The sequence below is a fragment of the Ruegeria sp. AF1 genome (genome assembly GCF_056542125.1).
The window spans coordinates 147,981-173,388 of sequence record NZ_JBQFZG010000002.1 but is presented as its reverse complement, the minus strand read 5'-3'; the positions used below and the strand labels follow the sequence as shown (position 1 = coordinate 173,388).

General features: G+C 57.4%; 23 protein-coding genes and 1 tRNA gene. 19 read left to right on the top strand and 5 right to left on the bottom strand.

The window, feature by feature from the left end:
* Positions 1 to 697: 697 nt before the first annotated feature.
* The gene (locus ACR0BK_RS05395) at positions 698 to 1,648 is read right to left on the bottom strand and encodes a GlxA family transcriptional regulator (protein WP_480482085.1); all 951 of its coding nucleotides are present in this window, start codon (positions 1,646 to 1,648) and stop codon (positions 698 to 700) included.
* Between the two features lie 166 nt (positions 1,649 to 1,814).
* Here ACR0BK_RS05395 and ACR0BK_RS05390 point away from each other — a divergent pair, with 166 nt between their 5' ends.
* The 4 genes from ACR0BK_RS05390 to ACR0BK_RS05375 are packed head-to-tail and all read left to right on the top strand — an operon-like array spanning position 1,815 to position 6,289.
* The gene (locus tag ACR0BK_RS05390; protein ID WP_480553999.1) at positions 1,815 to 2,525 is read left to right on the top strand and encodes a GntR family transcriptional regulator; all 711 of its coding nucleotides are present in this window, start codon (positions 1,815 to 1,817) and stop codon (positions 2,523 to 2,525) included.
* Positions 2,526 to 2,532: 7 nt separating this feature from the next.
* The gene (locus ACR0BK_RS05385; RefSeq protein WP_480553998.1) at positions 2,533 to 3,450 is read left to right on the top strand and encodes a dihydrodipicolinate synthase family protein; all 918 of its coding nucleotides are present in this window, start codon (positions 2,533 to 2,535) and stop codon (positions 3,448 to 3,450) included.
* Between the two features lie 5 nt (positions 3,451 to 3,455).
* A complete protein-coding gene (locus tag ACR0BK_RS05380) occupies positions 3,456 to 4,952 on the top strand; it encodes an aldehyde dehydrogenase (protein WP_480553997.1) in 1,497 nt (498 codons plus the stop codon).
* The gene (locus ACR0BK_RS05375; RefSeq protein ID WP_480553996.1) at positions 4,949 to 6,289 is read left to right on the top strand and encodes an NAD(P)/FAD-dependent oxidoreductase; all 1,341 of its coding nucleotides are present in this window, start codon (positions 4,949 to 4,951) and stop codon (positions 6,287 to 6,289) included. Before ACR0BK_RS05380 ends, ACR0BK_RS05375 begins: the two co-directional genes overlap by 4 nt.
* 9 nt (positions 6,290 to 6,298) lie before the next feature.
* Here the strand turns inward: ACR0BK_RS05375 and ACR0BK_RS05370 are convergent, their stop codons facing one another.
* On the bottom strand, positions 6,299 to 7,987 hold the full coding sequence (locus ACR0BK_RS05370; protein WP_480553995.1) for a trimethylamine methyltransferase family protein: 1,689 nt from the start codon (positions 7,985 to 7,987) through the stop codon (positions 6,299 to 6,301).
* 87 nt (positions 7,988 to 8,074) lie between these two features.
* Between ACR0BK_RS05370 and ACR0BK_RS05365 the strand changes: the two genes are divergently transcribed.
* The 3 genes from ACR0BK_RS05365 (at position 8,075) to ACR0BK_RS05355 (ending at position 10,675) form a co-directional block, all read left to right on the top strand.
* Positions 8,075 to 9,541: a flavin-containing monooxygenase gene (locus tag ACR0BK_RS05365; protein ID WP_480553994.1), complete on the top strand. Its 1,467-nt coding sequence runs from the start codon at positions 8,075 to 8,077 to the stop codon at positions 9,539 to 9,541.
* Positions 9,542 to 10,543 carry an alpha/beta fold hydrolase gene (locus ACR0BK_RS05360; protein ID WP_480553993.1) on the top strand — a complete coding sequence of 334 codons (1,002 nt, stop codon included), beginning with the start codon at positions 9,542 to 9,544 and terminating at the stop codon, positions 10,541 to 10,543. It begins immediately after the preceding gene.
* Between the two features lie 55 nt (positions 10,544 to 10,598).
* Positions 10,599 to 10,675: transfer RNA gene (locus ACR0BK_RS05355), tRNA-Met, on the top strand.
* 59 nt (positions 10,676 to 10,734) lie between these two features.
* Here the strand turns inward: ACR0BK_RS05355 and ACR0BK_RS05350 are convergent.
* Positions 10,735 to 11,292 carry a ZrgA family zinc uptake protein gene (locus tag ACR0BK_RS05350; RefSeq protein WP_480553992.1) on the bottom strand — a complete coding sequence of 186 codons (558 nt, stop codon included), beginning with the start codon at positions 11,290 to 11,292 and terminating at the stop codon, positions 10,735 to 10,737.
* Between ACR0BK_RS05350 and ACR0BK_RS05345 the strand changes: the two genes are divergently transcribed.
* The 11 genes from ACR0BK_RS05345 to speB all read left to right on the top strand — a co-directional run bounded on the left by ACR0BK_RS05345 (position 11,291) and on the right by speB (position 22,572).
* Complete coding sequence (locus tag ACR0BK_RS05345; protein ID WP_480553991.1) at positions 11,291 to 11,512, top strand: hypothetical protein; 222 nt, start codon at positions 11,291 to 11,293, stop codon at positions 11,510 to 11,512. The two genes, ACR0BK_RS05350 and ACR0BK_RS05345, sit on opposite strands and share 2 nt — an antisense overlap.
* A 28-nt stretch (positions 11,513 to 11,540) precedes the next feature.
* On the top strand, positions 11,541 to 12,812 hold the full coding sequence (locus ACR0BK_RS05340) for an imelysin family protein (protein WP_480553990.1): 1,272 nt from the start codon (positions 11,541 to 11,543) through the stop codon (positions 12,810 to 12,812).
* A 93-nt stretch (positions 12,813 to 12,905) separates the two neighbouring features.
* Positions 12,906 to 13,199 carry a (2Fe-2S)-binding protein gene (locus ACR0BK_RS05335; RefSeq protein WP_480553989.1) on the top strand — a complete coding sequence of 98 codons (294 nt, stop codon included), beginning with the start codon at positions 12,906 to 12,908 and terminating at the stop codon, positions 13,197 to 13,199.
* Entirely contained in the window at positions 13,147 to 13,632 is a 486-nt protein-coding gene (gene bfr / locus ACR0BK_RS05330; protein WP_480475650.1) for a bacterioferritin, read from the top strand. Before ACR0BK_RS05335 ends, bfr begins: the two co-directional genes overlap by 53 nt.
* Positions 13,592 to 15,139, top strand: coding sequence for a di-heme oxidoreductase family protein (locus tag ACR0BK_RS05325; protein ID WP_480553988.1), 1,548 nt, complete (start codon positions 13,592 to 13,594; stop codon positions 15,137 to 15,139). Before bfr ends, ACR0BK_RS05325 begins: the two co-directional genes overlap by 41 nt.
* A 3-nt stretch (positions 15,140 to 15,142) precedes the next feature.
* Complete coding sequence (locus tag ACR0BK_RS05320; RefSeq protein ID WP_480553987.1) at positions 15,143 to 16,153, top strand: imelysin family protein; 1,011 nt, start codon at positions 15,143 to 15,145, stop codon at positions 16,151 to 16,153.
* Positions 16,154 to 16,156: 3 nt separating this feature from the next.
* Complete coding sequence (locus ACR0BK_RS05315; protein ID WP_480553986.1) at positions 16,157 to 17,242, top strand: DUF1513 domain-containing protein; 1,086 nt, start codon at positions 16,157 to 16,159, stop codon at positions 17,240 to 17,242.
* Between the two features lie 100 nt (positions 17,243 to 17,342).
* Positions 17,343 to 19,232: a biosynthetic arginine decarboxylase gene (gene speA, locus ACR0BK_RS05310; protein WP_480553985.1), complete on the top strand. Its 1,890-nt coding sequence runs from the start codon at positions 17,343 to 17,345 to the stop codon at positions 19,230 to 19,232.
* Between the two features lie 22 nt (positions 19,233 to 19,254).
* A complete protein-coding gene (locus tag ACR0BK_RS05305; protein WP_480553984.1) occupies positions 19,255 to 20,478 on the top strand; it encodes a saccharopine dehydrogenase family protein in 1,224 nt (407 codons plus the stop codon).
* Between the two features lie 85 nt (positions 20,479 to 20,563).
* On the top strand, positions 20,564 to 21,733 hold the full coding sequence (gene nspC, locus ACR0BK_RS05300) for a carboxynorspermidine decarboxylase (RefSeq protein WP_480553983.1): 1,170 nt from the start codon (positions 20,564 to 20,566) through the stop codon (positions 21,731 to 21,733).
* Entirely contained in the window at positions 21,730 to 22,572 is an 843-nt protein-coding gene (speB, locus tag ACR0BK_RS05295; protein ID WP_480553982.1) for an agmatinase, read from the top strand. The genes nspC and speB overlap by 4 nt, the downstream gene beginning before the upstream one ends.
* Here speB and ACR0BK_RS05290 read toward each other — a convergent pair.
* Positions 22,569 to 23,159, bottom strand: a complete 591-nt coding sequence (locus ACR0BK_RS05290; RefSeq protein WP_480553981.1) for an HD domain-containing protein — start codon at positions 23,157 to 23,159, stop codon at positions 22,569 to 22,571. The genes speB and ACR0BK_RS05290 overlap by 4 nt on opposite strands.
* A 101-nt stretch (positions 23,160 to 23,260) precedes the next feature.
* On the opposite strand from ACR0BK_RS05290, the gene ACR0BK_RS05285 reads away from it, so the two are divergent.
* Positions 23,261 to 24,094 carry a LysR family transcriptional regulator gene (locus tag ACR0BK_RS05285; RefSeq protein ID WP_480553980.1) on the top strand — a complete coding sequence of 278 codons (834 nt, stop codon included), beginning with the start codon at positions 23,261 to 23,263 and terminating at the stop codon, positions 24,092 to 24,094.
* A gap of 2 nt (positions 24,095 to 24,096) precedes the next feature.
* Here the strand turns inward: ACR0BK_RS05285 and lptF are convergent, their stop codons facing one another.
* A complete protein-coding gene (gene lptF, locus ACR0BK_RS05280) occupies positions 24,097 to 25,236 on the bottom strand; it encodes an LPS export ABC transporter permease LptF (RefSeq protein ID WP_480553979.1) in 1,140 nt (379 codons plus the stop codon).
* Positions 25,237 to 25,408 lie beyond the last annotated feature (172 nt).

Sequence of the window (25,408 nt, the reverse complement as noted above, 5' to 3'; positions counted from 1 at the left end):
CAGTGGGGGTATAGTGCCGGCAGGACAGAACGGTTTCTGTCCTATCATCTGGACTGACGGATCCCGATCGCTTCTGGTCGCACAGGATATCAGCGTCGTCAGCGCGCCATGCCAGATACGTACAATCTACGGCCTCGAAGGCGTATTCCAACGGCGAGCAAGCTTGATCTGGGTTTCCTCACAAACTGCAAAATTGCTCGTCGAATGCTGTCTAGATTCTAACAGAAATAGGATTTGTTCGTTTTCTTGCCTTCCAAGATGATCGGCAGGCGCGTCGTCCGAGCGTTGGTCGACCAAACCCTTATGGTATGTTCACTACTTGATTTGAACCGTGAAACAGATTCCTTTCGGAAACCACTGGGACCTGACCCAAATCTCGAAACGCCATCAGCTTGAACAGATTGCGGCGACCGCACGTCGATATTGCAGATTACCCACAATCAAAGCCTCAACTTGAGCCTTAAATTAACAGTAGATTAACGAAACAGGGCACAACAAATCTCTGGATGACAAGTTCTTGATATACTTATGCCTATATCGAGATTTATTGGTGGGTAATCCTGCCGGTCTGTTGACTAGTCCAGTTTTTAACGAGGGGGTATCCCGGCAGGATCAGGGGGTGCCAGATCGGGCCAATTCGAGGCCAACAGATCGCGGCACCCCCGCCGGTAAGCGCGAACCAGCAACTCATCTTTCTTCAGTTGATCTTGTTGCGCTGCGCGTGGGGTGTGATGCCAAAACTGGATCGGTATACCCGAGAGAAATGCCCCGGATTTTCGAAGCCGCAGGCCACGGCGACTTCGGTAACCGACGCCTCGGTTTGCAATAGCAGTTTCCGAGCCCGTTCCAGCCGCATCTCCATAAAGTATCTTTTGGGGGAAGTATTAAGGTATTTGCCGAACAACCGTTCCAGTTGACGGGTGGAAATACCCAAAACACCGGCAATGAAGGATGGTGAGACAGGAGTTTCGAGACTGTCCTGCATAATATCTATCGCTTTTGCCAGATGGGCATTGCGCATTCCATTGCGCGATTGCAGCGAGACGCGCTGCTTGGCGGTCGCATTACGCACAGTGTTATAGACCATCTGATCCGCAACATCAGTGGCCAGTTCTTCGCCATGGTCGCGTTCGATCAGATGCAGCATCAGGTCTGCGGTCGCGGTTCCACCTGATGCGGTAATGTGTTTTTCGTCGGCGACAAAGACGCTGCGCACCAGATTGACATCCGGAAACGCCTCCATGAATGCGTCGTGGTACTCCCAATGGATCGCCGCCTGCATACCATTGAGGAACCCGGCCTCGGCCAGCAACCACGCCCCGGAACACAATGCCCCGATCCGCGTTCCGCGCGCGCGTTCGCGCCGCAGTGCAGCCAGAAGGGAACGAGTCACGTGGTCACGCATGTGAATGCCCGACAAAACAAAGAGTTGATCGCACTTGGGCAGTTCCTCAAGTCCGGAATGCACAAGAGTGACGGATCCATTGGAAGACACGGCCTGCTCGCCCTGTTCGGATACAAAAGACCAGCGATACAGCTCATCGCCACTCACTAGGTTGGCGATCCTCAGCGGTTCGACCGCACAGGAAAAGGCGAGGTGCGAAAACTCCTCGACAAGGATGAAGGCGAAGTGCTGCGTCTGAAGCATGAGCAGGACCATTTCCAAACTGGGCCGACGCCCAAGCGTGAGTCTATTTTGCAGACACCCATGCTGCACGAGATTTTTTTGTATACAAGTTGTATTTTTTAGAAATACAAAAATACGACCACCGCGATTCGGACACGGCAGCCAGAGGACATAGTGAGGCCAAAGGATGAAAGACGAAGCCAAGTCGCGCAAAAATGCGCTCAGAGAACACCTGAAGATGTCCATCCTGACGCTGCGCCTTCGTCCAGGTGACGATCTGGATGAGGCGCATTTGTCCGATGAATTCGGCCTGTCGCGCACGCCTCTGCGTGAGGTGTTTCGTCAATTGGCAGGCGAAGGCTATCTGGATCTGCGAAAAAACCGCAGCGCCCGTGTTTCGGAAATGTCCTACACCACACTGCGCGATTTCTTCCTTGCCGCGCCGATGGTCTACGGGGCCATCCTGCGTCTGGCGGCAGTGAACGCGACTAACGCGCAAATCGAAGAATTGAAAGCGGCTCAGCACGCGTTCAAAGCTGCCCTTAGTTCAGGGTCGGTCGAGGATCGCGCACTTGCCAACAACCGTTTTCATGACGTGACCGGAGAGATGTCCGGCAATGTCTACCTGCTTCCGTCATTCAACCGGCTGCTGATCGATCATGCACGGATTGGCATGACGTTTTATCGGCCGCAGACAGTTGAAATGTCGGAAAACCTGTCGCTGGCCAGCCAACAGCATGACGCGATCATCGCAGCCATCGAGGCACGCGATGAAGCTGCAGCGGCGAAACTGGCCGAGGATCACTGGAACCTGTCCCGGGATCAGATCGGGATGTTCGTGATGCCTGACGCACTGGATGTCGCAATGGGTATCCCGCCACTTTCGAAGCCCGCATGAGGACGAAATGAACCCGATTTTCAAGTTCGAAGGAATTTATACTCCTGTGGTCACCCCCTATCACGACGATGGCAGCGTGAACTGGGACACCCTGTCCGACGTGATCGAATACCTGATCGAAAATGGTGTGCACGGCCTGATTTCCGGCGGATCCACGGGTGAGAATTATGCCCAGACCGTGCCGGAGCGGCTGGAACTGGCCAAATTCACGCATAAGCAACTGAAAGGGCGGTTGCCCTTGGTCGTTGGCACGGGCGCGATGCTGACTTCGGACTCGATTGCACTGGCCGCTGGCGCGCGCGATATCGGCGCGGACGCCATCCTATTGGCCAGCCCGCCCTACTCGGTGCCGACGGATCGCGAAAACGCGCTGAATGCACTGGCCATCGACAAGGCCGCCGACCTGCCGGTGATGCTGTACAACTATCCGCACCGTACCGGCACAATGATGGGAGAAGAGTTCCTTGACCGCGTAGGTCGTAGCCGAAATTTCTGCGGCATCAAGGAAAGCTCGGGCGATATCAACCGGGTGCATCTGTTGGCCCGGGATTATCCGCATATCCAGCTGGGCTGTGGCATGGACGATCAGGCACTGGAGTTTTTCGCCTGGGGCGCACCATTCTGGGTCTGCGGCGGTTCGAACTTCCTGCCAGCGGAACATGTGGCGCTGTATCAGGCCTGCGTGATCGAAGGCAACTTTGCCAAGGGGCGTCGGATCATGTCAGCGATGATGCCGCTGATGCGGGTGCTGGAACAGGGCGGCAAGTTTATCCAGACCATCAAGCATGGCGTCACCATGAACGGGATCGACGCGGGTATCATGCGGCCTCCGCTGAAGGGCCTGAACAAAGATGACAAGCGCGCGCTAGAACAGGTGACGCGCGTGCTGAGAAAGACAATCGCCGACATCGTGGCTGAGGGGTGACAAACATGGATCTGCTGACACAGGACGAGTACAAATCCATCGCCGCAGGTCTGAGCCTGCCGACAGGCGCCTTTATCGACGGCGCGTTTCGTCCGGCGGTTTCGGGCCAGACCTTTGCGACAGAGAACCCTGCAACCGGTGAAAAGCTGGCCGATATCGCATCCTGTGGCGCGGAGGATGTGGACTTTGCCGTCAAGAAAGCTCGTGAGGCGTTCGACGATGGCCGCTGGTCCAAACTGCACCCCGCCGAGCGCAAGGATGTGCTGATCCGGCTGGCCAAACTGATGGCTCGCAGCGCCCGTGAACTGGCGGTAATGGAGAGTATCGACAGTGGCAAGACCATCTACGACTGCGAAACTGTTGATGTGCTTGAGACAATCCACTGCCTGAAGTGGCACGCTGAGGCGATTGACAAGATTTACGATCAGGTTTCGCCCGCCAGCGACGATCACATCGCCATGGTGGTGCGCGAGCCAATCGGCGTTGTGGGTCTGGTGCTGCCGTGGAATTTTCCGCTGCTGATGTTGGCATGGAAGATCGGGCCAGCGCTGGCGGCAGGCTGTTCTGTTGTTGTAAAACCGGCGATGGAAACCACTTTGACGGCCCTGCGCCTTGCCGAATTGGCGATGGAGGCCGGCTTGCCGCGCGGTGTCTTGAACATCGTTCCCGGTGGCGGGGCCGAGGTGGGCGAACCCATTGGGCGGCACATGGATATCGACATGGTGTCCTTCACAGGCTCAACCGTGACCGGCAAACGTTTTCTGACCTATTCGGCAGAAAGCAACGCCAAAGAGGTGGTGTTGGAGATGGGGGGCAAGAACCCTGCTATCGTCATGGAGGATGCCGAAAACCTCGACCGTGTGGCGGCGCATATCGTCAATGGCGCATTCTGGAACATGGGTGAGAACTGCTCGGCCTCGTCACGCCTGATCGTGCATAAGAAAGTGAAGGCTGAGCTGCTGGAGCGCATCGCGCATCACGCCAAACAATGGAACATCGGCGACCCGCTCGACCCCGAAACCCGCATGGGCGCACTGGTGAGCGAAGACCACTACACCAAGGTTTGTGGCTATCTGGATCAGGCCGAGAACGTTGTGATCGGTGGCAAAGCGGACAACGGGTTTGTCGAGGCCACCGTGGTCGAAGTGCCCGGCAATGACGCTGCTTTGGCGCGCGAGGAAATCTTTGGCCCTGTCTTGTCGGTAATTGAAGTCTCGGGCTTTGATGAAGCGATCCAGATCGCGAACGACACCGACTATGGCTTGTGCGCCTCAATCTTTACGGCCAATGTCAAACGTGCCATTCGTGGTGCGCGGATGATCCGCGCAGGCACCGTGACAGTGAACAGCTTCGGCGAAGGTGACATCACGACACCTTTCGGTGGCTACAAGCAATCGGGATTTGGTGGCCGTGATAACTCGATCCATGCTCATGACCAGTACACACAGTTGAAAACCATCTGGATCGATCTGGCCGATGACGCGGATGAGGCCGTCGGTTGAGCCGACACGACGCCAAAAGGCTACCCCGGCAGACAGGCCCGTCGGGATGGAATACGATTCTGCCGCCCCAAACACCTCTGGCGGTGCTGGAACGGGACCTGACCGCGGATATCACAATAGTTGGTGGCGGGTTTGCCGGGCTCAGCGCGGCGCGGCGGCTGCATCAATTGGATCCTTCTCTGAAAATCGTTCTGCTGGAAGCCGGTCGTTTCGCGGAGAGCTCGGCAGGCCGGAATTCTGGGTTCATGATCGACCTGCCCCATGACTTGGCCTCGGACAACTACGCAGGCAAGGGGTCGGACGCGGATCGCGCCATCATTGCGCTGAACCGCAAGGCCATTGCCTTTGCGACCGAAGTGGCCTCCGATTGCGGGCTGCCACAGGAAATGTTCGACCCCTGCGGCAAATACAATGCAGCCGCCACCAAAGCGGGCGACGCGTATAACCGCGCCTTTGCCGCGCATCTGACCAAACTGGACGAGCCGCATAAGCTTTTAGATCAGCAGCAGATGCAAGAGGTCACGGGCAGCCCGCACTATACCTCGGGGCTTTATGCGCCGGGGACAGTGATGATTCAGCCGGCGGCATATGTGCGAGCGCTGTCCGCCCGTCTGGCCGGGCAAATCGAAGTATTCGAGCATTCACCCGTCACCTGTTTGGAACAACAAGGCGCAGGCTGGGTGGTCAGCACCAACAAGGCCAAGGTGAGCACCGGGCGGATCATTCTGGCCAATAACGGCCACCTGGAGAGCTTTGGGTTCTACCAGCGGCAATTGATGCACATTTGCCTTTACGCCTCGCTCACAGCCCCGCTGAACGAGGCGCAGATCAAGACACTGGGCGGGAAGTCGCGCTGGTCGGTGACGCCAGCGAACCCGATGGGGACGTCAGTACGGCGCATTTCCGGCAGCTATGGGGATCGCATCCTGATCCGCACCTGCTCCAGCTTTCATCCAACAATCGAGACCAGTCCAATGCGACTGCGCAATGCAGGCTGGGTGCATGACAGAAAGTTCAGGGAACGCTTCCCGCATCTGCCGGATGTGCAGATGGAACATCGCTGGGCCGGGATGCTTTGCCTCAGCCGCAATGGATCAGCCGCGTTCGGTGAGCTTGAGGACGGTGTCTACTCTGCCTGTTGCCAGAACGGTCTGGGCATCGCACGGGGAACACTGCAAGGCATGGGCATCGCTGAACTGGTGCTGGACCGTCGGTCTGTCATCGCCGATCATTTTCTGGCGCAGCCGGACTTGCCGCGTTTGCCGCCCGAGCCATTCGCCTCGCTTGCCGCCAACAGTTATCTGATCTGGAAAGAGTGGCGATCCGGCAAAGAATGAACTTGTCCGTCAAGAAGTCTGGTTCAACTCATCCGCGGCCGGAATTTCCCTCTCGCGGCGGGCGATATAGTCCAGAAGGGCGTCGTTCTTGGCCTCATCCAGCTTGGGTTCCTGATACTCAGCCAAAAGCTTCCTCGCGTAGATCAGGGCGCGTTCGGTGATTTCAACTTCGCCTTCCGCCACCCATTGTTCGATCGAGTTGTTGTCAAACAGTTCGGGCATGAAAAAAGCCGTCTGAAAATTCTCCTGGGTGTGCGGATGCCCCAGATAGTGCCCGCCGGGACCCACATCCGGAATTGCGGCCAAGGCTTCGTCAAAATCATGCCATTTAGGCCCCTCCGCCATCCGATAGGCCATCGCGCATTGTTCCGCGTCCACAACAAACTTGGCGACCGAACAATGCATCCCCGCCTCGTTCCAGCCTGCCGAATGCCAGATGTAGTGGGCCCCTGCATGCAGAACAGCGCCCAGAGTTGTCGCGGATTCGTACCCGGCCTGCGCGTCAAACGTCTTGGCCCCGCCCAGCGTGTTCGAGGTGCGCCATGGCACATCGTAAAAGCGCGCCATCTGACCAATCATGAAATTCATCAGACTGATTTCAGGCGTCCCTGCCATCGGCGCACCGGATTTCATCGAAACGGTTGACAGATAGTGCCCCCAAATCGCCGGACAGCCCTTGCGGATCACCTGCGTATAAGCCAGCGCCGAAAGCGCCTCAGCGGTCAGCTGTGCCACGGTTGCGGGTACCGATGCGGGCGTATTGGCACCGCCCAGAACGAAGGGCGAGCACAAAACCGGCTGATTCCGGCGGCAGAAGGCGCGCATTGCACCCAGCATGGTTTCATCCCAGACCAGCGGGCTGTTGCCATTGCAGTTGCCCGTTGTAACCGGGTGGTCATCAATGAACCCTTCGCCGAAAAGGATATCGCACATGTCCATCACGTCTTCGGCATTCTTGGGCGAGGTGGTCATTCCCATGAAGGTTTTGTCCGAGTATTTCATCGACGAATAAGTGATGCGCAGGTGCCGCTGGCTGATCGGGTGATCGTAAGGTTCGACGATATGATGGGCCGAACTGTGCAGTGCGGGCATCATGTGCGACAGTTTATGAAACATCGCCAGATCGTCCAGCGTCGGGTTCCGGCGCACGTCGTCAAGATCACGCAGAAATGGCGCGCCGGTCATCGGCACGAAGATCGAGTGCTTGCCGCCGAGAGCGAGGTTCTTTTGCGGATCGCGTGCGTGATAGGTGAATTGCGCCGGAATGGTCGCGATCAGCTCGCGCACCATGTTGCGGTCCAGAAAGACCAGCTCTCCGTCAACCTTCGCGCCCGCTTTCTTCCAGTCTTCCACTGCGGTCGGATCGCGAAACTGGACACCAACGTTCTCCAGAATATTCATGGCGGCCTTGTCGATAAGCTCAACCTGGCTTCCGTTCATAACTTCGCAATGCGGGATGCCGCGGGTCAAACCCGGCAGCATGTCAAAGTTCGGCGCGGTGCGAAGAGCGCGGCGCGCGGAACGCCCACCGGCACGTGCAAGAGTACGGGTCGACAAGGGGCAATCCTCCTGTTTTGAATCAGACTGACGGAAATACGCCGCGTTCACCTCTCTGATTGCGATATGTGTTTGCAGGAAGCGACACCGCCCTGATGACGGTTTTTCGCCGCGCCTGTTCACGTAAGGTCGTTCGGTCATTTTATCTTGTGTGACCTACTTCACTGCCAATCACGTGCAGACATCTGCAACAGATATCCATAAAGTTGTTTCAGGAGGGGCGCTTCAATGCACCACACGACAGAGATGCTGATCATCGGTGCCGGGTTCTCAGGGCTGACGATGGCGCTTGAGGCACGCAAACACGGCATCAAAGATATCGCCATTCTGGAAAAGGCTGAAGATATCGGTGGCACGTGGCGCGAGAACACCTATCCTGGCGTCGCCTGCGATGTGCCTTCACATCTGTATTCCATGGCGACCCACCCTAATCCGTACTGGAGTCGCGCCTATGCCGGTGGCGCAGAGATACAGGAATATCTGCAAAATGTCGCGCATCAGGAAGGATTGTATGATCTTTGCCATTTTGGGCAGAAGTTGAAATCGGCGAGATGGGATGGCACGCATTGGCAGGTTGAAACCACGGATGGCCAGATCTGGTCAGCCAAGTTTCTGGTCTCGGCCATTGGCGCGCTGCATCATCCCAGCATTCCGGACATTCCCGGCACCGACAGCTTTCCCGGCCCCTGTTTTCATTCGGCCGAATGGGATCACACTGTCGATCTGACCGGAAAGCATGTGGCCGTTGTCGGCACCGGGGCGTCAGCCGTTCAGTTCGTGCCCGAGATTGCCAAGATTGCGCGCCACGTCACCGTTTTTCAGCGCAGCGCGCCTTACGTTATGCCGCGCCCTGACGGCCCGATCGCGCCATGGGTGCGCAAACTTTATGCCTACTTTCCCCTGCTTCCCCGCATCCGGCGCAAACTGATTTTCATGTTCTTCGAGTTCCGTCACCGCGTGTTCAGGGGCGAGGAACGCGCGATGAACTTTGCCCTAAAAATGTGGCGCAAGTCGCTGGAAGGCGCGATTGCGGACCCCAAAGATCGGCGCATTCTGACCCCGGACTATCGAATTGGGTGCAAACGCATTCTCAGTTCAAATGACTGGTATCCGGCCCTGGCCCGCGACAATGTCAGCGTCATTCCGCACGGCGTGGCCAGTATCGATGGAAACAGCATCCTGGCGACAGATGGCACCAGGACAGAGGCAGACGCGCTGATCTGGGGTACCGGGTTTCAGGTCACCAATGTCGTAGAAAGGTTGGATATCACCGGCACAGATGGGCTAACGCTGCGGTCGGCCTGGGCGAATGGGATGTGTGCACATCTGGGTACAGCGATAGCCGGTTTTCCCAACTTTTTCATCCTTCTGGGGCCTCATACCGGGTTGGGGCATAATTCGGTCGTGCTGATGATTGAAGCTCAGGTCGGGCATATCGGCCGGGTTCTAATCGAGATGCAACGCAAGGAACTGTCGGTGATCACTCCCGATGCGGTGAAACAGGCGGCCTTTACGCAGGAAATGCATGACCGCCACGCGGACAGTGTCTGGCAGATCGGAGGCTGTACATCCTGGTACATTGATGCGGAAGGGCAAAACACGACGCTTTGGCCCGGAACAGTTGCCGAGTTTCAGAAACGCATGGCACAATCAGGATTGGAGCAATACAACCCCGTTAGGACCGGAGACAGCTAGATGACATTTATTCTTAGCGTGGTTACGGCCATTGCCGTCTTTCTTCTGGCCATGGCCCTGTGGACCCGGCGGATAACCCGTCAGGGGCTTAAAACCGTGCCGCAGATGGGCCAGATCGTGCCCGTGCAGGGCGGCTGCATCCACTATGTGGAAATGGGCAATCCGGACGCGCAGACGGTTGTTCTGATTCATGGCCTGGCTGGGCAGTTACAGCATTTTACCTACGCGTTGGCGGATCAACTGGCCGAGGATTACCACGTCATCGCGTTGGATCGCCCCGGTTGTGGATATTCAACCCGGGATACGGCAGAACTCGCACAATTGCCGCAGCAGGCCGCGATGATAGCTGAGTTTCTTGAAACCAAAGGCGTGAATCAGGCCGTGCTGGTCGGGCATTCACTGGGCGGTGCGGTGTCGCTGGCGCTGGCTTTAGACCACCCCGAGCGGGTATCCGGCCTCGCTCTGCTGGCGCCACTGACGCACAGGCTGCCTGAAACACCGGTGATCTTCAAACCGCTCGAGATCCGGACCAAATGGCTGCGCAGCCTGATTGCCAACACGATTGCGGTTCCCATGGCCTCAAAAACAGCACCGCACAGTCTGGGTGTGGCATTTGACCCTGAAACCCCTCCAAATGACTTTCTGGACCGTGCGGGTGGTGCGCTAGGGCTGCGCCCGTCGGCCTTTGTCACGGCCTCGCAGGACGTTATCGGGTTGGATGCCAGCTGCGATGTGCTGGTGGCCAGATACCCCGAGCTGTCGGTCCCCGGCGGGATATTGTATGGAAGTCAGGACGCGCTTCTGTCCCCTGCCCTTCACGGACCGCCGATGGCCAAATATGGTCTGAGCTATGAAGAGCTTGACGGTCTGGGTCATATGATCCTGATCACAGAACCGGAGATATGCGCCGCGTTTATCCGCAGGATGGTGGACGCCACGATATTCCGTCAGACGCCCTTGCAGGACCCGGTGACAGAGCCCGTGAAAGAATTCCCCGGTTAGGGCGATTTCCCTCTTGACCCTCCCCGGCCCCTCGCTTACATCGCCTCTCACTCACGGCGGAGTAGCTCAGTTGGTTAGAGCAGCGGAATCATAATCCGCGTGTCGGGGGTTCAAGTCCCTCCTCCGCTACCAAAATCCCCCCGACCATCGAACTAAAACACCACTTCTGGTTTCTCCTTGAATTTCAGCGCTCATCGATCCGGCCGAAGATCGAGATATGGTGCCGCGCGTGTAATTTCGACAGCGTCCTGAACCCCGCTCGTATTCAAGTGGATGTTCAGCTGGTCAGTCCCACTGAACCGCGCGAAATAGGCGAACTCGATCATGTTCAGCCCACCCATATCTTGACACTGAATGACATAGTCTGCCTGAAACTCCGAGTGACTCTCTGCCGTTGTGGAGCCTGTGACTGCGTTCGCCTCACCTTTCTGCTGTGTGATGCCGTATGTCAAAACCACATGGGCGGTCACCGTAGAGCACCCAGCTTCGGGCGGGGTTACGAACAGGTCTAGCGGGTCGGAAAGTTCCGACATTGCTATGGCCACACGCGTGCGGTTGTCATCGTTTTCAACCGGGGATTCAAACCCGACGATGTCCATGCTTGGCACCCTCAGCGCCAAGGCGAACCCGGTGTCAGAAAACACGATATCGATCTGGCCCGAACCATGGTGATGAGGCGTGGAAATCTGCGTTGCTTGCGCCGCAAGTGCCGCAGGAAACAGGAACAAGGCCAGAACCACGCGCTTCATGAACCACAAACCACCTACAAAGAATCACTTGGCTGATTTTAGCCGGAAACATGTACCGCACAATGTCATCCGCCGGATCAAGACCTCGTCAGATATGGGGATGGTGACCACCAGGCCAGCAACTCCATTTCCCGATAAAAAAACTCAGATTGACAATGTTGACTTTTTAACTCAGTTATTTCAGCGAAAGCCGCCGCGGGAACAAACCCGCCTGATCTGACAGTTCTGACTAGAAAGTAATGACCTCAATGACCAAGTTGTTTGCAACAGCCAGCGCTTTGACATTTGCGACAGCCACTTTTGCTTTTGCAGGGGATGTGCCTGCAAAAGCGGATATTCTGGAAACCTATGCCGATATTGCCGAAGCCAAGTATGGCGACAGCCTGATTGCGGCAAAGGCTTTGCGGGATGCAGTCGATGCGCTGATTGCAGAACCCTCGGACGTGACTCTGACTGCGGCACGGGCAGCATGGGTTGCAGCGCGTGTGCCCTATCAACAGACCGAAGTTTATCGCTTTGGCAATGCAATCGTTGATGACTGGGAAGGCAAAGTAAACGGTTGGCCGCTGGATGAAGGTCTGATTGACTACGTCGACGCGGCCTATGGTGGTGCGACGGATGAGAACGAATTTGCGGTTCTGAATGTCATCGCCAACCCCAGCTTCGAACTGTCGGGCAAAACCATTGACGCCAGCACGATTACTCCGACCCTGCTGAGAGAAACCCTGCACGAAGCTGATGGTATCGAAGCCAACGTCGCAACCGGCTACCACGCTATCGAGTTCCTGCTGTGGGGTCAGGACATGAATGGCCACCGGGCAGGTGCAGGCAACCGTCCAGCCACTGATTATGCAAACGGCGATGCCTGCACCGGTGGCAATTGCGACCGTCGTGCCCAGTATCTGAGCGCCGCAACCGACCTGTTGGTCAGCGATCTGACCTGGATGACCGATCAATGGAAACAAGGCGGCGCGGCGCGCGCGGCGCTGATGGAAAATGAAACGGCGGGTGTCAGTGCGATCCTGACCGGTATGGGTTCACTGTCCTACGGTGAACAGGCGGGTGAGCGGATGCGTCTGGGCCTGATGCTGAACGACCCGGAAGAAGAGCATGATTGCTTTTCGGACAACACCCACAACAGCCATTACTACGATGGGCTGGGCGTTCAGAACGTCTATCTGGGCAGCTATACCCGCATCGATGGAACACCTGTATCGGGCGCATCACTGGCCGAATTGGTAAACGCAACAGACCCGGAACTGGACGCCGAGATGAAAGCGAAACTGGCCGTCACGATGCAAGCCCTTGGCAGGATCAAATCGACCGCGGAAGCAGGGTTTGCCTATGACCAAATGCTGGAACGCGGCAACGAAGGCGGTGAAACCCTGATCATGGCCGGCGTCATCGGCCTGATCGACCAGACCAAGACAATCGAGCGCATCGTGACCGCACTGGAACTGGACCAGATTGAATTTGAAGGATCAGACAGTCTGGATAACCCCGACGCGGTATTCCACTAAACAAGAACGCGCGCCGGGGGCTTGCCTGCCCCCGGTACACTCAACACGCTGACCCGCCAGCCCACTGAGCCACACAAACTCAAGCCAACATCCATGATTGTCTGCCACTGCACCAACATCTCGGACCACGACATCCGCGCCTCCATCGACTGGATGCGGACAGCCGACCCCCGAACCATCATCACCCCGGGCAAGGTTTACCGTGCTCTTGGAAAATCGGCGGATTGCGGCGGATGCATGCCTCTGTTTCTGGACACGATGCGGTCAAGCGATAATCTCGAAGTACCCATGCAACTCCGCGCCCTGCGCGCGGCAGTATCACAGGAGAGTGCAGATGAAGGGCGATCCAAAAGTCATCGAATATCTCAACAAATCTCTGCGGCATGAACTGACTGCTGTCAGCCAATACTGGCTGCACTACCGGTTGCAGGAAGACTGGGGACTTGGCCACATGGCCAAGAAAAGCCGCGAGGAAAGCATCGAAGAGATGGGCCACGCGGACATGCTAATCGAACGGATCATCTTTCTGGAAGGCCACCCCAACCTTCAGAAGCTAGACCCGCTTCGGATAGGTCAAACACCAAAGGAAACGCTGGAATGTGACCTTGCGGCCGAGATTGATGCACGGGCCTTGTACAAGGAAGCGCGCGAATACTGTCGGGATGCCGGCGACTATGTCTCGATGTCGCTGTTCGAGAAGTTGATGTCCGATGAAGAGGGTCATATCGACTTTCTCGAAACGCAGCTCGACCTCTATGAAAGGATCGGCGAAGCCAATTATGCGCAACTCAACGCATCGAAAATGGACGAAGGCGAATAGCTTTGTCGCCCTGTCGGTGGTCGCCTTTGCGGCCACCCCTTCCCTGTCAGCCGAACTGGTGGATCTGCATCTGAACGTCACCCCCCGCACTGACGATGAACGCGCCCGGATTGCCGTTGTCACGGCGCCGCCCCAGGATTTCAGCGCACCGCAGCAATTTGAAGAACTGCCCGCCGGGGCCGCGACAGTTCGAGTTCGTACGGACGCGGATGCGTTCTCGCAACCCTCAGACAACTTGAGCTTTGAACAGGAGCTGAATTTCAAGGTCGGAAACGGGCTGTTCAAGAAGGTTTGGGTTTCGTCGCCCTCATCGACGCTCGCCTCTGACGGGTTGGGGCCGCTCTATAACGCGCGGTCATGCCAGCGCTGCCATATCAAGGATGGGCGCGGGCACACGCCAAACGGGCCCGATGACAACGCGGTTTCGATGTTCCTGCGGGTCTCGATCCCCGGCACGTCGGAAGATGGCTATGCAGCGATCGAAGAATACATCGCCACTGTGCCCGAGCCTACCTATGGTGGGCAGATGCAGGATTTCGCACTGGCAGGTCATCCAGCGGAATACCGGCTGGACATCTCGTACGAAGAAATCCCGGTAGCGCTTTCTGACGGTGAAACCGCCTCACTGCGCCGCCCGACTTATCAGGCAGCCGGTCTGGGTTATGGTCCGCTGCACCCGGACGCGATGCTAAGCCCACGGATCGCGCCGCAGATGATCGGGCTTGGCCTGTTGGAAGCGATCCCGGTCGAAGACCTGCTCGCCAGGGCCGACCCCGACGATTTGGATGGGGACGGCATATCGGGTCGCCCGAATATCGTCTGGTCGGTCGAGTTTGACATCCCAATGATGGGCCGGTTCGGTCACAAGGCGGGGATGCCGACAGTTATGGAACAATCGGCTGCTGCTTTTGCCGGGGATATCGGCATATCGAACCCGCTCTACCCTGCTCCGCACGGGGACTGCACCAATGTGCAGGTGAACTGCATCAAAGCCCCGCACGGCGACGATGATGAGCGCGGCTTTGAGATCGATCATCAGGGTATGGACCTGGTCGCTTTCTACAGCCGCAATCTGGGCGTGCCGGGTCGCCGCGACGTGGACAACCCCAAGGTTTTGCGCGGCAAAGAGGTATTCCATGCGACCGGCTGCGCGTCATGCCACACACCGTCACATGTCACCCATCGGATGGAAGACCGGCCCGAGCACAGTTTTCAGTTGATCTGGCCCTACACCGACCTGTTGCTGCATGACCTGGGCGAAGGTCTGGCCGACAATCGCCCCGAGGCCCGAGCGACAGGCCGGGAATGGCGCACGCCGCCTTTGTGGGGCGTTGGCCTGACCGAACGCGTCTCGGGCCACACGGAGTTTCTGCATGACGGGCGGGCGCGCACCTTGCTAGAGGCGATCCTGTGGCATGGCGGTGAAGCGCAGGCTGCCCGTGATGCCGTAGTCTCGATGCCCAAGGCAGACCGTGACGCCCTGATCAAATTTCTGGAAAGCCTGTGACCCATGCGTTTTCTTACCCTTGTTGCAGTGTTGTTGATGCCACTTGCCGCGCAGGCACAGGATCGCGCACCGATCCTGATGGACGTTGCCGAGACACATATCCTGCCCCGGTTCGAGACCCTTCCGGAAACGACCGGCGCGCTTGTCAGCGCATCATTGGTTGAGTGCGATCCGACCTCACCGGCGCTGCGCGCGGCCTACGATGCGGCTTTCGACAGCTGGATTTCAGCCAGCCACCTGCGGTTTGGTCCGACCGAGGTCGATGACCGCGTTTTCGCCTTGGCTTTCTGGCCCGACACGAAAGGGTTCACATCCAAAACTCTGTCCCAGCATATCGAGGCTCAGGATGATGCCGTGCAAAGCCCGGACGCCTATGCCGAAACGTCAATCGCAGGGCGCGGGTTCTTTGCCCTCGAACGGATGTTGTTCGATCCCACCTTCGCGGAACAGGGCAATGCCGAATATCGCTGCGCGCTGATCAGGGCGATCACGGCGGATATCGATGCCAATGCCCGCGCGATGGCGCAGGACTGGCACATCTATGCCCCTAGCCTTACCCAACCCGGAGAAAATAGCCGCTACCGGACGCAGGACGAAGCGATGCAAGAGTTGTTCAAGGCCCTGTCCACAGGTCTTGAGTTCACGGCTGACACTCGGCTGGGTCGCCCCATGGGGACATTTGACCGCCCCCGTCCGAACCGGGCAGAAGCGTGGCGGTCCGGGCGGTCTTTACGCCATGTAGAACTGTCGCTGATATCCTTGCGAGATTTAGCCGCACGGCTGTCTTTTGATCACCCCGAAATCGCGTTGGAACTGGACGCTGCGTTTGCACGTGCCATCCAGAACGCTCAATCCATTGACGATCCCTCGCTGGCCGGGGTTTCAGATCCCCAGGCCCGGTTCCGGATCGAGGCGCTTCAACAGTCGATCCACGATATCAGCACCATCGCCGTGACCGAGCTGGGTCCGACATTGGGGATCAGCGCAGGATTCAACTCGCTGGACGGAGACTAACCCATGACGTCACGCCGCCATTTTCTTGCCGGTCTTGCCGCGACCACGATTTCCCCGATCCGCGGGTGGGCCTCGGCCGGTTCGCCTGATTTTCTGGCCGCAGGGCTGTTTCCCGACGGGTCCTTTCGACTTGCCGGGTTGAGCACATTGGGCGCGATCGTGTTCTCCGTGCCTCTACCCGGACGCGGACATGCGGCCGCTGCCCACCCGCACAAAGCTCTGGCGGTCGCGTTTGCCAGGCGTCCGGGCACCTTTGCCATCGTCATCGATTGCGCAACCGGCGCGCAGATTGCGCAGCTAAAGGCCCCTGAAAGCCGACACTTCTATGGCCACGGCACATTCTCGGCAGATGGCGCGTATTTTTATGCCACCGAGAACGACTACGAAGCCGGGACAGGTATTATCAGTGTCTGGGACGCAGAAAGTTCTTCGCGTCTGGGTGAGTTTTCATCGGGCGGAATAGGCCCGCATGACATGCGCCTGATGCCCGACGGGGAAACGCTGGTGATTGCCAATGGCGGGATCGAAACGCACCCCGAAACCGGGCGCACAAAGCTGAACCTGCCGACGATGGCACCCAACCTGAGCTATCTCACCCTGTCGGGCAGGATCCAAGAGCAGGTGTCGTTACCTGACGAGCTTCACAAGAACTCGATCCGCCATCTGGCGGTGCGGAGCGACGGTCTGGTTGGCTTTGCCATGCAATGGCAGGGCAGCAAGTCCGAACACCCGCCCCTGTTGGGCCTGCATCGTCAGGGTGAAGCCCCGCGCCTGCTTGCCGCGCCGGATCACGAACAAAGCATGTTGCAGGGATACGCTGGCAGCATCGCATTTTCAGCCGACGCCGAGACGATCGCAATCACCTGTCCGCGCGGCAATGCGCTGCACCAGTTTGACACAACCAGTGGCACATTCATCGGCGCCTTCGCGCTTGAGGATGTCTGTGGGCTTGGGGCCGGTGCGAACGGGTTGGTCTTTACCACGGGAACAGGCGCCTTCGGGACATTGACGGGCGCGCGCCCAGCTGTTCGAACCCGCGCCGAATGCCAATGGGACAATCATCTGATCCCAATCCACCCGTCCGCGTAAAATTCGGAATCCCCAATCAGATAGTTTACACTTGGAAGAATCAAACTGCTGCCGTATTGGCGGGCGCGAAACTGGCACCCTACGTTAAGGACCGACTTGATTGAAACAGACGCCCGACGCACCGCATTCCATCTACGGAGTTGAGAAATGGGGCAAAGGCCTCATCGAGGTGACCGAACAGGGCGAGATCGGTCTGCGCAATCCCATGGCCCCCGAGACAGCGGCGATCAGCCTGCCCGGTATCCTCAGCGATCTGGACGACCGCGGCATCAAGGCACCGATGGTCCTACGAGTCGCGTCTTATCTGGAACACGAAATCGCCCATCTGAACGAAAGTTTCCAAGATGCGATTACGCGCGTGGGCTATAATGGCAGCTATCGCGGCGTATTCCCGATCAAGGTAAACCAACAGGCCCAGGTTGTTGACCGGATCGTCGAGTTTGGGAAGAAATATAACTATGGGCTCGAGGCAGGCTCTAAACCCGAACTGGTGATTGCGCTGGCCCATCGTCTGGCCCCTGACGCGCTGATCGTGTGCAACGGCGTCAAAGATGCCGAGTTCATCCAACTGGCGATTCTAAGCCGCAAGATTGGGTTCAACACGGTCATCGTTCTGGAAAGCCCGAAAGAGGCCGACACGGTAATAGAAGTTTACAACGAACTGGGCATCGAGCCCCTGATCGGTGTTCGGGTGAAGCTGACCAACCAGATCAGCGGCAAATGGGAAGAAAGTTCGGGCGACCGCTCGGCCTTTGGGATGAACACCGATCAGCTTATCGCCACGGTAGACAAGCTGAAAGACGCAGGCTTGCTGCATTGCCTCAAGCTGCAGCATTCACATCTGGGCAGCCAGGTTCAGGATGTCAACGATGTGCGCCGCGCTGTGGGCGAAGCCTGTCGCTATTACACCGAGCTAACTCGCGAAGGCGTTCCATTGACTCACCTGGATCTGGGTGGCGGCATGGGGGTCGATTACACCGGCGAAAAGAAAGCTGCCGAAAACTCGATCAACTACACGGTCGAAGAATACTGCGCCAATGTCGTCGAAACCGTGGCCTACGCCCTGGACGAGGCAGAGGTGGGCCATCCGACACTGGTCACGGAAAGTGGGCGCGCGGTGGTGGCGACGTCCTCGATGCTGGTCTTCAACGTGCTCGAAAGCACGCTTTACGATGCGCCCAATGGCCCCGAGGTTGATCCGGATGACCACCACTTGGTCTCGGACCTCGCCGCGGTGCACGGATACCTCTCCCGCGACCGTCTGCAGGAATGCTGGAACGACGCCACCTTCTATCGTAACGAGCTGCGCGCCCTGTTTCGTCGCGGCTATGTCGACCTGCGTCAGATGGCGCGGGCCGAACGGATATATCTGTCGCTGATGGCCCGGCTCAAGGCATTGGCCGCGTCAGAGGATCTGGAAACGGACCTGAATGACCAGCTTGAAAAGGTTGCTGATATCTATCACTGCAACTTCTCGCTGTTCCAGTCGTTGCCAGATGTCTGGGCCATCGACCAGCTGCACCCGATCGTGCCGTTGCAATATCTGAACCAGATCCCCGACCGTCGCGCCGTGCTGTCCGATATCACCTGCGACAGCGACGGCAAGATCGACCGGTTCATTCTGGCCGACGGTGTTTCCCCCAGCCTGCCGGTGCATTCCCTGCCCGAAGAGGACGAATACTTCATGGGTGTCTTCTTCGTCGGCGCCTATCAGGAGACCTTGGGCGATCTGCACAATCTCTTTGGTGACACCAACGTCGTCACCATAGACCTGCGTCGGGACGGTGGCTTTGACCTGCTGCACGAACAAGAGGGCGACACGATCAGCCAGGTTCTGTCATATGTCGAATTCGACCCGCAGGATTGCGTCGCCGCCTTCCGCAAAATGGTGGATGAGGCGATTTCGACCGGCACCCTGAAAGCCAAGGACCGCAGAACCCTGATGAGCGCTTACCGCGACTCGATCAATGGTTACACCTATTACGAATAACCCCTGAGAGGAGATCACCCCCATGGGAACTTTGAGTGGCAAAACACTGGTTGTCGGCGCAGGTGGCGTATCCCACGCTGCCGTGCACAAGATGGCAATGAATTCAGATATCTTCACCGAAATCACGCTGGCCAGCCGCACGAAATCGAAATGCGACGCTATCGCCAGGTCGGTGAAAGACCGTGTGGGCGTTGATATCGCGACCGCCGAGTTGGACGCCTACAAGGTCGAAGACACTGTAAAGCTGATCAAGGAAACTGGTGCTGAAATCCTCGTAAACCTCGCCCTGCCCTATCAGGATCTGGTGCTGATGGACGCATGCCTTGAGGCGGGCATTCATTACGTTGACACCGCGAACTATGAGCCCAAGGACGAGGCCAAGTTCGAATACCACTGGCAATGGGCCTATCAGGAACGGTTTAAGGCGGCCGGTTTGACAGCCATCCTTGGTTCGGGCTTCGATCCCGGGGTCACATCGGTCTTTGCCAAATGGTTGAAAAAGCACAAGCTGGACACCATCCGCCAGATCGACGTGCTTGATGCCAATGGCGGTTCGAACGATCAGGAATTTGCCACCAACTTCAACCCCGAAATCAACCTGCGCGAAGTACTGGCCGAAGTGCGCCACTGGGAAAACGGCGAATGGAAACATTCTCCCGCCATGACCCACAAGGTCGAGTTCGATTTCCCCGCCATCGGCCCCAAGAACATGTACCTGATGTATCACGAGGAACTGGAATCGCTCTCGACCCACTTCCCCGAGATCGAGCGTGCCCGTTTCTGGATGACATTCGGCGACGCCTATATCATGCATGCCAAGGTCTTGGAAAACGTAGGCATGACCCGCATCGACCCTGTGATGCATGACGGTAAGGAAATCATTCCGATCCAATTCCTGAAAACCCTTTTGCCTGATCCCGGTGATCTGGGCGCGGAAACCAAGGGCAAGGCCTGCATCGGCGATATCGCCACAGGTCAGGCCAAGGATGGCTCGGGCGAGAAGACCTATTACATCTACAATATCTGCGATCATCAGGAATGCTATGCGGAAGTCGGCAGCCAGGCCGTCAGCTACACCACCGGTGTCCCCGCCATGATCGGCGCGGCGCAGGTGCTGAAAGGCAACTGGACCGAGCCCGGCGTATGGAACATGGAACAGCTCGACCCGGACGACTTCATGGCCATGCTGAACGAACATGGCCTGCCATGGCAGGTCCATGAACTCGACGGCCCGGTCACCTTCTGATCCGCTTCAGCTTCATCTGGCCCTAAATATCCCGGGGGTCCGGGGGCAGCGCCCCCGGCCTCTCCACCAAACGGAGACGCCGGTTATGTCCGACATGATGACCACACAGGCCGGAGACGCCGGTGCCTTCCGCAATTTCAACCTCTCCCGTGTACCCAGCCCTTGCTTTGTGGTCGACGAAAAAGCGGTTGAACGGAACCTGAAAATCCTCGCTGATGTCGGAACCCGTTCCGGCGCGCATGTTCTCAGCGCGCTCAAGGCGTTTTCAATGTTCTCACTGGCCCCGTTGGTGCGCCGACACCTTGTGGGCACCTGCGCCTCGGGTATCTATGAGGCCCGGCTGGGCCGCGAGGAATATGGCGGAGAGGTCGCCACCTTCTGCGCCGGGTACAAAGACGCGGATTTCGACGAAATCCTGTCGTTGTCCGATCACGTCATATTCAACTCCCCTGCCCAAAAGGATCGGTTTCTCGCCAAAGCCCAAGCCGCCAAAGTGCACGTTGGACTGCGCATTAATCCGGAACATTCCGAAGGCGAGGTTCCGAAATACGATCCCTGCGCCCCGTGCTCGCGCCTTGGCACACCGGTCAGCCAACTGACCGCCGACACCTTGCGTGGCGTTGACGGGTTGCACATGCATACGCTTTGTGAACAAGGGTTTGCGCCTTTGCAGCGCACCTGGGACGCTGTCGAACCGAAGCTCAAACCGTACCTTGATCAACTCAAGTGGGTGAACTTTGGCGGTGGCCACCACATCACCCGCGACGATTATGACCGCGACGGGCTGGTGGCCTTCCTCAAGGACATTCGTGAAACCTATGGCATTGATGTTTATCTCGAACCCGGCGAGGCTGTGGCGCTGGACGCAGGTATTCTGATCGGTGAAATCCTCGACCTGCCGACCAACGGCATGAACCTCGCGATCACCGATATTTCGGCCACATGCCACATGCCCGACGTGATCGAGGCCCCCTATCGCCCTGCCCTGATGGATGAGGCCGAAACAGGCCATGCCTATCGCCTTGGCGGCCCGTCTTGTCTGGCGGGTGACGTTATTGGCGACTACACCTGGGACAAGCCGCTGGAGATCGGACAGCGTTTTGCCTTCCTCGATCAGGCACATTACTCGATGGTCAAGACAAACACCTTCAATGGCGTCCCCTTGCCCACAATCGCCCTGTGGAACAGCGAAACGGACGAGCTGAAGATCATCCGGCAGTTCGGATATGACGACTTCAAGGACAGACTCTCATGAACATTTTTCTCGAAAGCGAATTGACCACATCCGAACGCACCGAAGATGCCCGCTTTCGCGTGATCCCGGTGCCTTTGGAGCGCACGGTCTCTTACGGTTCCGGCACGGCCAAAGGCCCCGAAGCGATTATCGAGGCCAGCAATGAACTGGAACGCATCACCGGTCACGCGGAGCCCTGTGTCGAAGGGATTTTCACCGAAGAACCGCTGAATTGTGACGGCCCGTTGCCCGAGGTGATGGAACGCCTTGCGCACCGCACCGAGGCTGCAATTCGGGCCGGAAAGGTGCCGGTCACTTTGGGCGGCGAGCATTCCCTCAGCTATGGCGCAGTGATAGGTGTAGCCCGTGCGCTAAACCAACCCATCGGCATCGTCCAGATCGACGCCCATGCCGACCTGCGCAACGCCTATCAGGGCGAAAAACACTCCCATGCCTCAGTGATGCACCTGCTTGCCGAAGAAGGCGTGCGGCTGGCCCAGTTCGGTGTCCGCGCTTTTTCAACTGAAGAGGCCCAAAGCCGACTGAAAAACCACGTTTTTCACGTGGATGCCGAGGAACTGGTGACAGGTAACATCCATTCGGTTGACCTGCCTGCAGACTTCCCCGAGCTGGTCTATGTCAGCTTCGACGTTGATGGGTTGGATCCATCGCTGATGCCCGCCACCGGAACACCGGTGCCCGGTGGGTTGGGCTATTATCAGGCACTGCGGCTGGTCGAACACGCGCTCAAGGGGCGCAGATGCGTGGGCTTCGACGTGGTTGAGCTGGCCCCGGACGGCAATGCCGCCTGGGACTTCACCACAGCTCAGATTGTCTATCGCCTGATGGCCGCCTGTTAATCTTCGGCAGTTTCGTTCAGCTCCATATGGCCTTCGCCCTTGCTCAGGATGCAGCGCAGCATGGGTTCAAAAAACTCCAGCGGTTTCGTCGGATAGTCTGGGTCAAACGCCTTCTGATCATATTCATGGCAGAAATAGCGACAGTCTTCCCAATGGGGGCTGTCGCGATACTTGTCGCGCGCGTTGCGGTCGCCGCCAAGGTGGTGGTTGTAGTAGTAACCCTGAAACACGCAATGGTGTTTGAGTATCCAATAGGTTTTCTCGCTGACATACGGCTTCATCATCGCCGCTGACAGCTCTCCATGGTTGTAGGGTGACAGAATATCGCCGGTATCGTGGATCAGAGCGGCGACCACCAACTCCTCATCCGCGCCATCCTCATAAGCCCGGGTCGCGGCCTGAAGGCTGTGCTGATACCGGTTGACCGGATAGGGTGTCCATTCCTCGTCCAACGACCGAATAGCGTCGAGGATGCGATCCGGCAGAGCCGCATTATACGCCTCTTCATAATCCATAACGGCGTCCCAGTCGGCCTTGGTGGCATTCTCAAAACTGGTCCAGGTCGGTTTGTGGCTTTTGTCCAGCATGGCTGATCCCTTGGCGTGTTTCCTGAAGTCGACAATATTACGAGTCGCAACTTCAAAAAAATGAATTGATTTTATCACAATGATCAAAAAATACTCTCGGTATGCGAACCAAAGCTTTGGAAACCTTTCTATGTGTGGCTGAAACGGGTGGTTTTCATGCCGCTGCCCGTAAGCTGAATGTGACTCAAACGGCCGTCAGCGCGCGCATTCATCTGATCGAAGAAGAAACCGGCAGACCACTGTTTACCCGCGGCGCCGGTGGTACAGCGCTGACCGAATTTGGCAGACAATTCAAACCGTATGCAGAACAAATATTGTCCCTTTGGGCCTTCGCGTCGCGCGACTTACCGTTGCAGACGCAAAACCGCCCGGCACTTCGGTTGGGTGGTCAGCTCAGCATCTGGGACCCTTTGCTTGTGGATCTGGCTGTTCGGTTCGAACAGCGCTTTGACAAACTGCTGCTGACACTGAATTACGATCACGATCTGAACATGGTTGAAGCTGTGGCGACCCATGTGCTGGACGTGGCGATCACGCATGAAACGCCATCAGACCGACGCGTCACCTATCACGAACTGGAACCGGAGCTTCTAACCCTCGTCAGAACCCCGCAAGCAGCAACGGCAGAAAACGATTTGGTCTTCGTCAATCTTGAACTTGGAGAGATCTACCAGGATCACGTTAGATCGGCTGTGCGACGCGCCTCAGGGCAGACCTTGTTTCTTGGCAATTGCATGATGGCGCTACGATATGTCCTGCAAAGAGGCGGATGCGGCTACTTCCCCGACTACGTCATTTCGCAACATCTGGCTTCGGGTGCGCTCGAACGGGTCGAAGACAGTGTAAGCCTGCCGTTGCCGATGTATTTGGTCGCCCGTGGCGATCGCGAAGAATTCGACGACATTCGTTGTTGCCTGGAAGAACTTCGAACCTGAAATCAAGCGGGTGTTGGGATGACCTCGGACCCGCGCGCACGTTTCCGCAAAAGCGGACGACCTGCGACAAGCAGAAAACAGCATGAGATCAACACACCCATAACGGCAGGAAGGTAAAGCAGTGCCCAAAGCTTCGGGTCATCGATCACAACCGGGGACACAAACCCGCGTACGCCTTCAAGCAGCACAAGAATGGTAAAGGCACCCAAAATCTGAGGCCACAATCCAAACCGTGAAAAGCTGCCCAGCATCAGGGTTGAATACCCCGCCAGCGACACGGCGATGCAAATGGCTATCCAGGAAAATCGCTGATGCAGTTCTTCGATCAACTTACCCTGGCTGAACCCCTCGGTTTCTGAAATCGTATCCCGGTTGAGGATCAAATCAGAGGTCGGAATGGCTTCGAGGCTGCGGTTTGCCAACGGGCTTGCGTTCGTCAGTTGCGAAATGTCGTATGATGCGTCCTGAAACAGGGTCGAGGAGAGAACTCTGCCCGCCTTGTTCAAGCGCAGCGCCACCCCGTCGACCATCACCAGATGAATTCCCGCGTCGTTATTGACCAGATAGGCCGTCACACTGGAATAGCTGACTGCGTTTTCCGGGTCGCGCCGATCGGATACGAACACCTCGTGCAACGTACCGTCCAAATCGATGCCACCGATGTAAACCGTAACATCTTCGGCGGGGTGCAGAAATTCGCCTTCATTCAACAACTGCGCTGTCACATCTCCTGCTACTTCGGCTTGCCGGTATTCCAGTTGTTGGACCGATGCAGGGCGCAGGAACACACTGATCGCAGCCATCATCAGACCGGTGATCACACCGAACAAAACAACGGCCCGCGCTAGTCGCCACGGGCTTGACCCGGTTGCCAGCATCACTGTCATCTCGCTTTCGCGACTCAATCTGTTGGTCGCATAGACGGCAGCCGCAAATACCGCCATCGGCATAACCGTACGAACAAGCGTTGGCAGGGTAAGCGCGGTGAATTCAAGAAACACCATAGCGGACTGGCCACCGCTGATGACTTTGTCAAACAGGCTGACAGAACGGGTGATCCAGAAGACACCCACCAGGACGAGGGTGAAGAAGCCGAATAAAACCAGCAACTGCCGCAGAAAATATCCATCAAAACGCGACATATATCCTCATCCGGCTGATTGCGTCGTGGCCGGACAATAAGTCAATCGCCCACCCAAGGAAACCTCGATTACCGCCTCAGAACCGGCATCGGCGGCAACCTAGTTATTCGGACATAGGAAGGGCGCGCTCAACCACAAGCGCGCCCCGGCCACAGGAGGGAAAAACAAAACA

What these genes read in the sequence shown, in the direction of transcription:
- ACR0BK_RS05395 (WP_480482085.1), bottom strand. Translation starts at nt 1,648, where the DNA reads ATGCTTCAGACGCAGCACTTCGCCTTCATCCTTGTCGAGGAGTTTTCG.
- ACR0BK_RS05340 (WP_480553990.1), top strand. Translation starts at nt 11,541, where the DNA reads ATGACCAAGTTGTTTGCAACAGCCAGCGCTTTGACATTTGCGACAGCC.
- ACR0BK_RS05290 (WP_480553981.1), bottom strand. Translation starts at nt 23,159, where the DNA reads ATGCTGGACAAAAGCCACAAACCGACCTGGACCAGTTTTGAGAATGCC.
- nspC (WP_480553983.1), top strand. Translation starts at nt 20,564, where the DNA reads ATGTCCGACATGATGACCACACAGGCCGGAGACGCCGGTGCCTTCCGC.
- ACR0BK_RS05385 (WP_480553998.1), top strand. Translation starts at nt 2,533, where the DNA reads ATGAACCCGATTTTCAAGTTCGAAGGAATTTATACTCCTGTGGTCACC.
- ACR0BK_RS05380 (WP_480553997.1), top strand. Translation starts at nt 3,456, where the DNA reads ATGGATCTGCTGACACAGGACGAGTACAAATCCATCGCCGCAGGTCTG.
- lptF (WP_480553979.1), bottom strand. Translation starts at nt 25,236, where the DNA reads ATGTCGCGTTTTGATGGATATTTTCTGCGGCAGTTGCTGGTTTTATTC.
- ACR0BK_RS05315 (WP_480553986.1), top strand. Translation starts at nt 16,157, where the DNA reads ATGACGTCACGCCGCCATTTTCTTGCCGGTCTTGCCGCGACCACGATT.
- ACR0BK_RS05305 (WP_480553984.1), top strand. Translation starts at nt 19,255, where the DNA reads ATGGGAACTTTGAGTGGCAAAACACTGGTTGTCGGCGCAGGTGGCGTA.
- bfr (WP_480475650.1), top strand. Translation starts at nt 13,147, where the DNA reads ATGAAGGGCGATCCAAAAGTCATCGAATATCTCAACAAATCTCTGCGG.
- ACR0BK_RS05320 (WP_480553987.1), top strand. Translation starts at nt 15,143, where the DNA reads ATGCGTTTTCTTACCCTTGTTGCAGTGTTGTTGATGCCACTTGCCGCG.
- ACR0BK_RS05350 (WP_480553992.1), bottom strand. Translation starts at nt 11,292, where the DNA reads ATGAAGCGCGTGGTTCTGGCCTTGTTCCTGTTTCCTGCGGCACTTGCG.
- ACR0BK_RS05370 (WP_480553995.1), bottom strand. Translation starts at nt 7,987, where the DNA reads ATGACCGAACGACCTTACGTGAACAGGCGCGGCGAAAAACCGTCATCA.
- ACR0BK_RS05335 (WP_480553989.1), top strand. Translation starts at nt 12,906, where the DNA reads ATGATTGTCTGCCACTGCACCAACATCTCGGACCACGACATCCGCGCC.
- ACR0BK_RS05285 (WP_480553980.1), top strand. Translation starts at nt 23,261, where the DNA reads ATGCGAACCAAAGCTTTGGAAACCTTTCTATGTGTGGCTGAAACGGGT.
- ACR0BK_RS05345 (WP_480553991.1), top strand. Translation starts at nt 11,291, where the DNA reads ATGAACCACAAACCACCTACAAAGAATCACTTGGCTGATTTTAGCCGG.
- ACR0BK_RS05390 (WP_480553999.1), top strand. Translation starts at nt 1,815, where the DNA reads ATGAAAGACGAAGCCAAGTCGCGCAAAAATGCGCTCAGAGAACACCTG.
- speB (WP_480553982.1), top strand. Translation starts at nt 21,730, where the DNA reads ATGAACATTTTTCTCGAAAGCGAATTGACCACATCCGAACGCACCGAA.
- ACR0BK_RS05360 (WP_480553993.1), top strand. Translation starts at nt 9,542, where the DNA reads ATGACATTTATTCTTAGCGTGGTTACGGCCATTGCCGTCTTTCTTCTG.
- ACR0BK_RS05365 (WP_480553994.1), top strand. Translation starts at nt 8,075, where the DNA reads ATGCACCACACGACAGAGATGCTGATCATCGGTGCCGGGTTCTCAGGG.
- ACR0BK_RS05325 (WP_480553988.1), top strand. Translation starts at nt 13,592, where the DNA reads ATGCGCAACTCAACGCATCGAAAATGGACGAAGGCGAATAGCTTTGTC.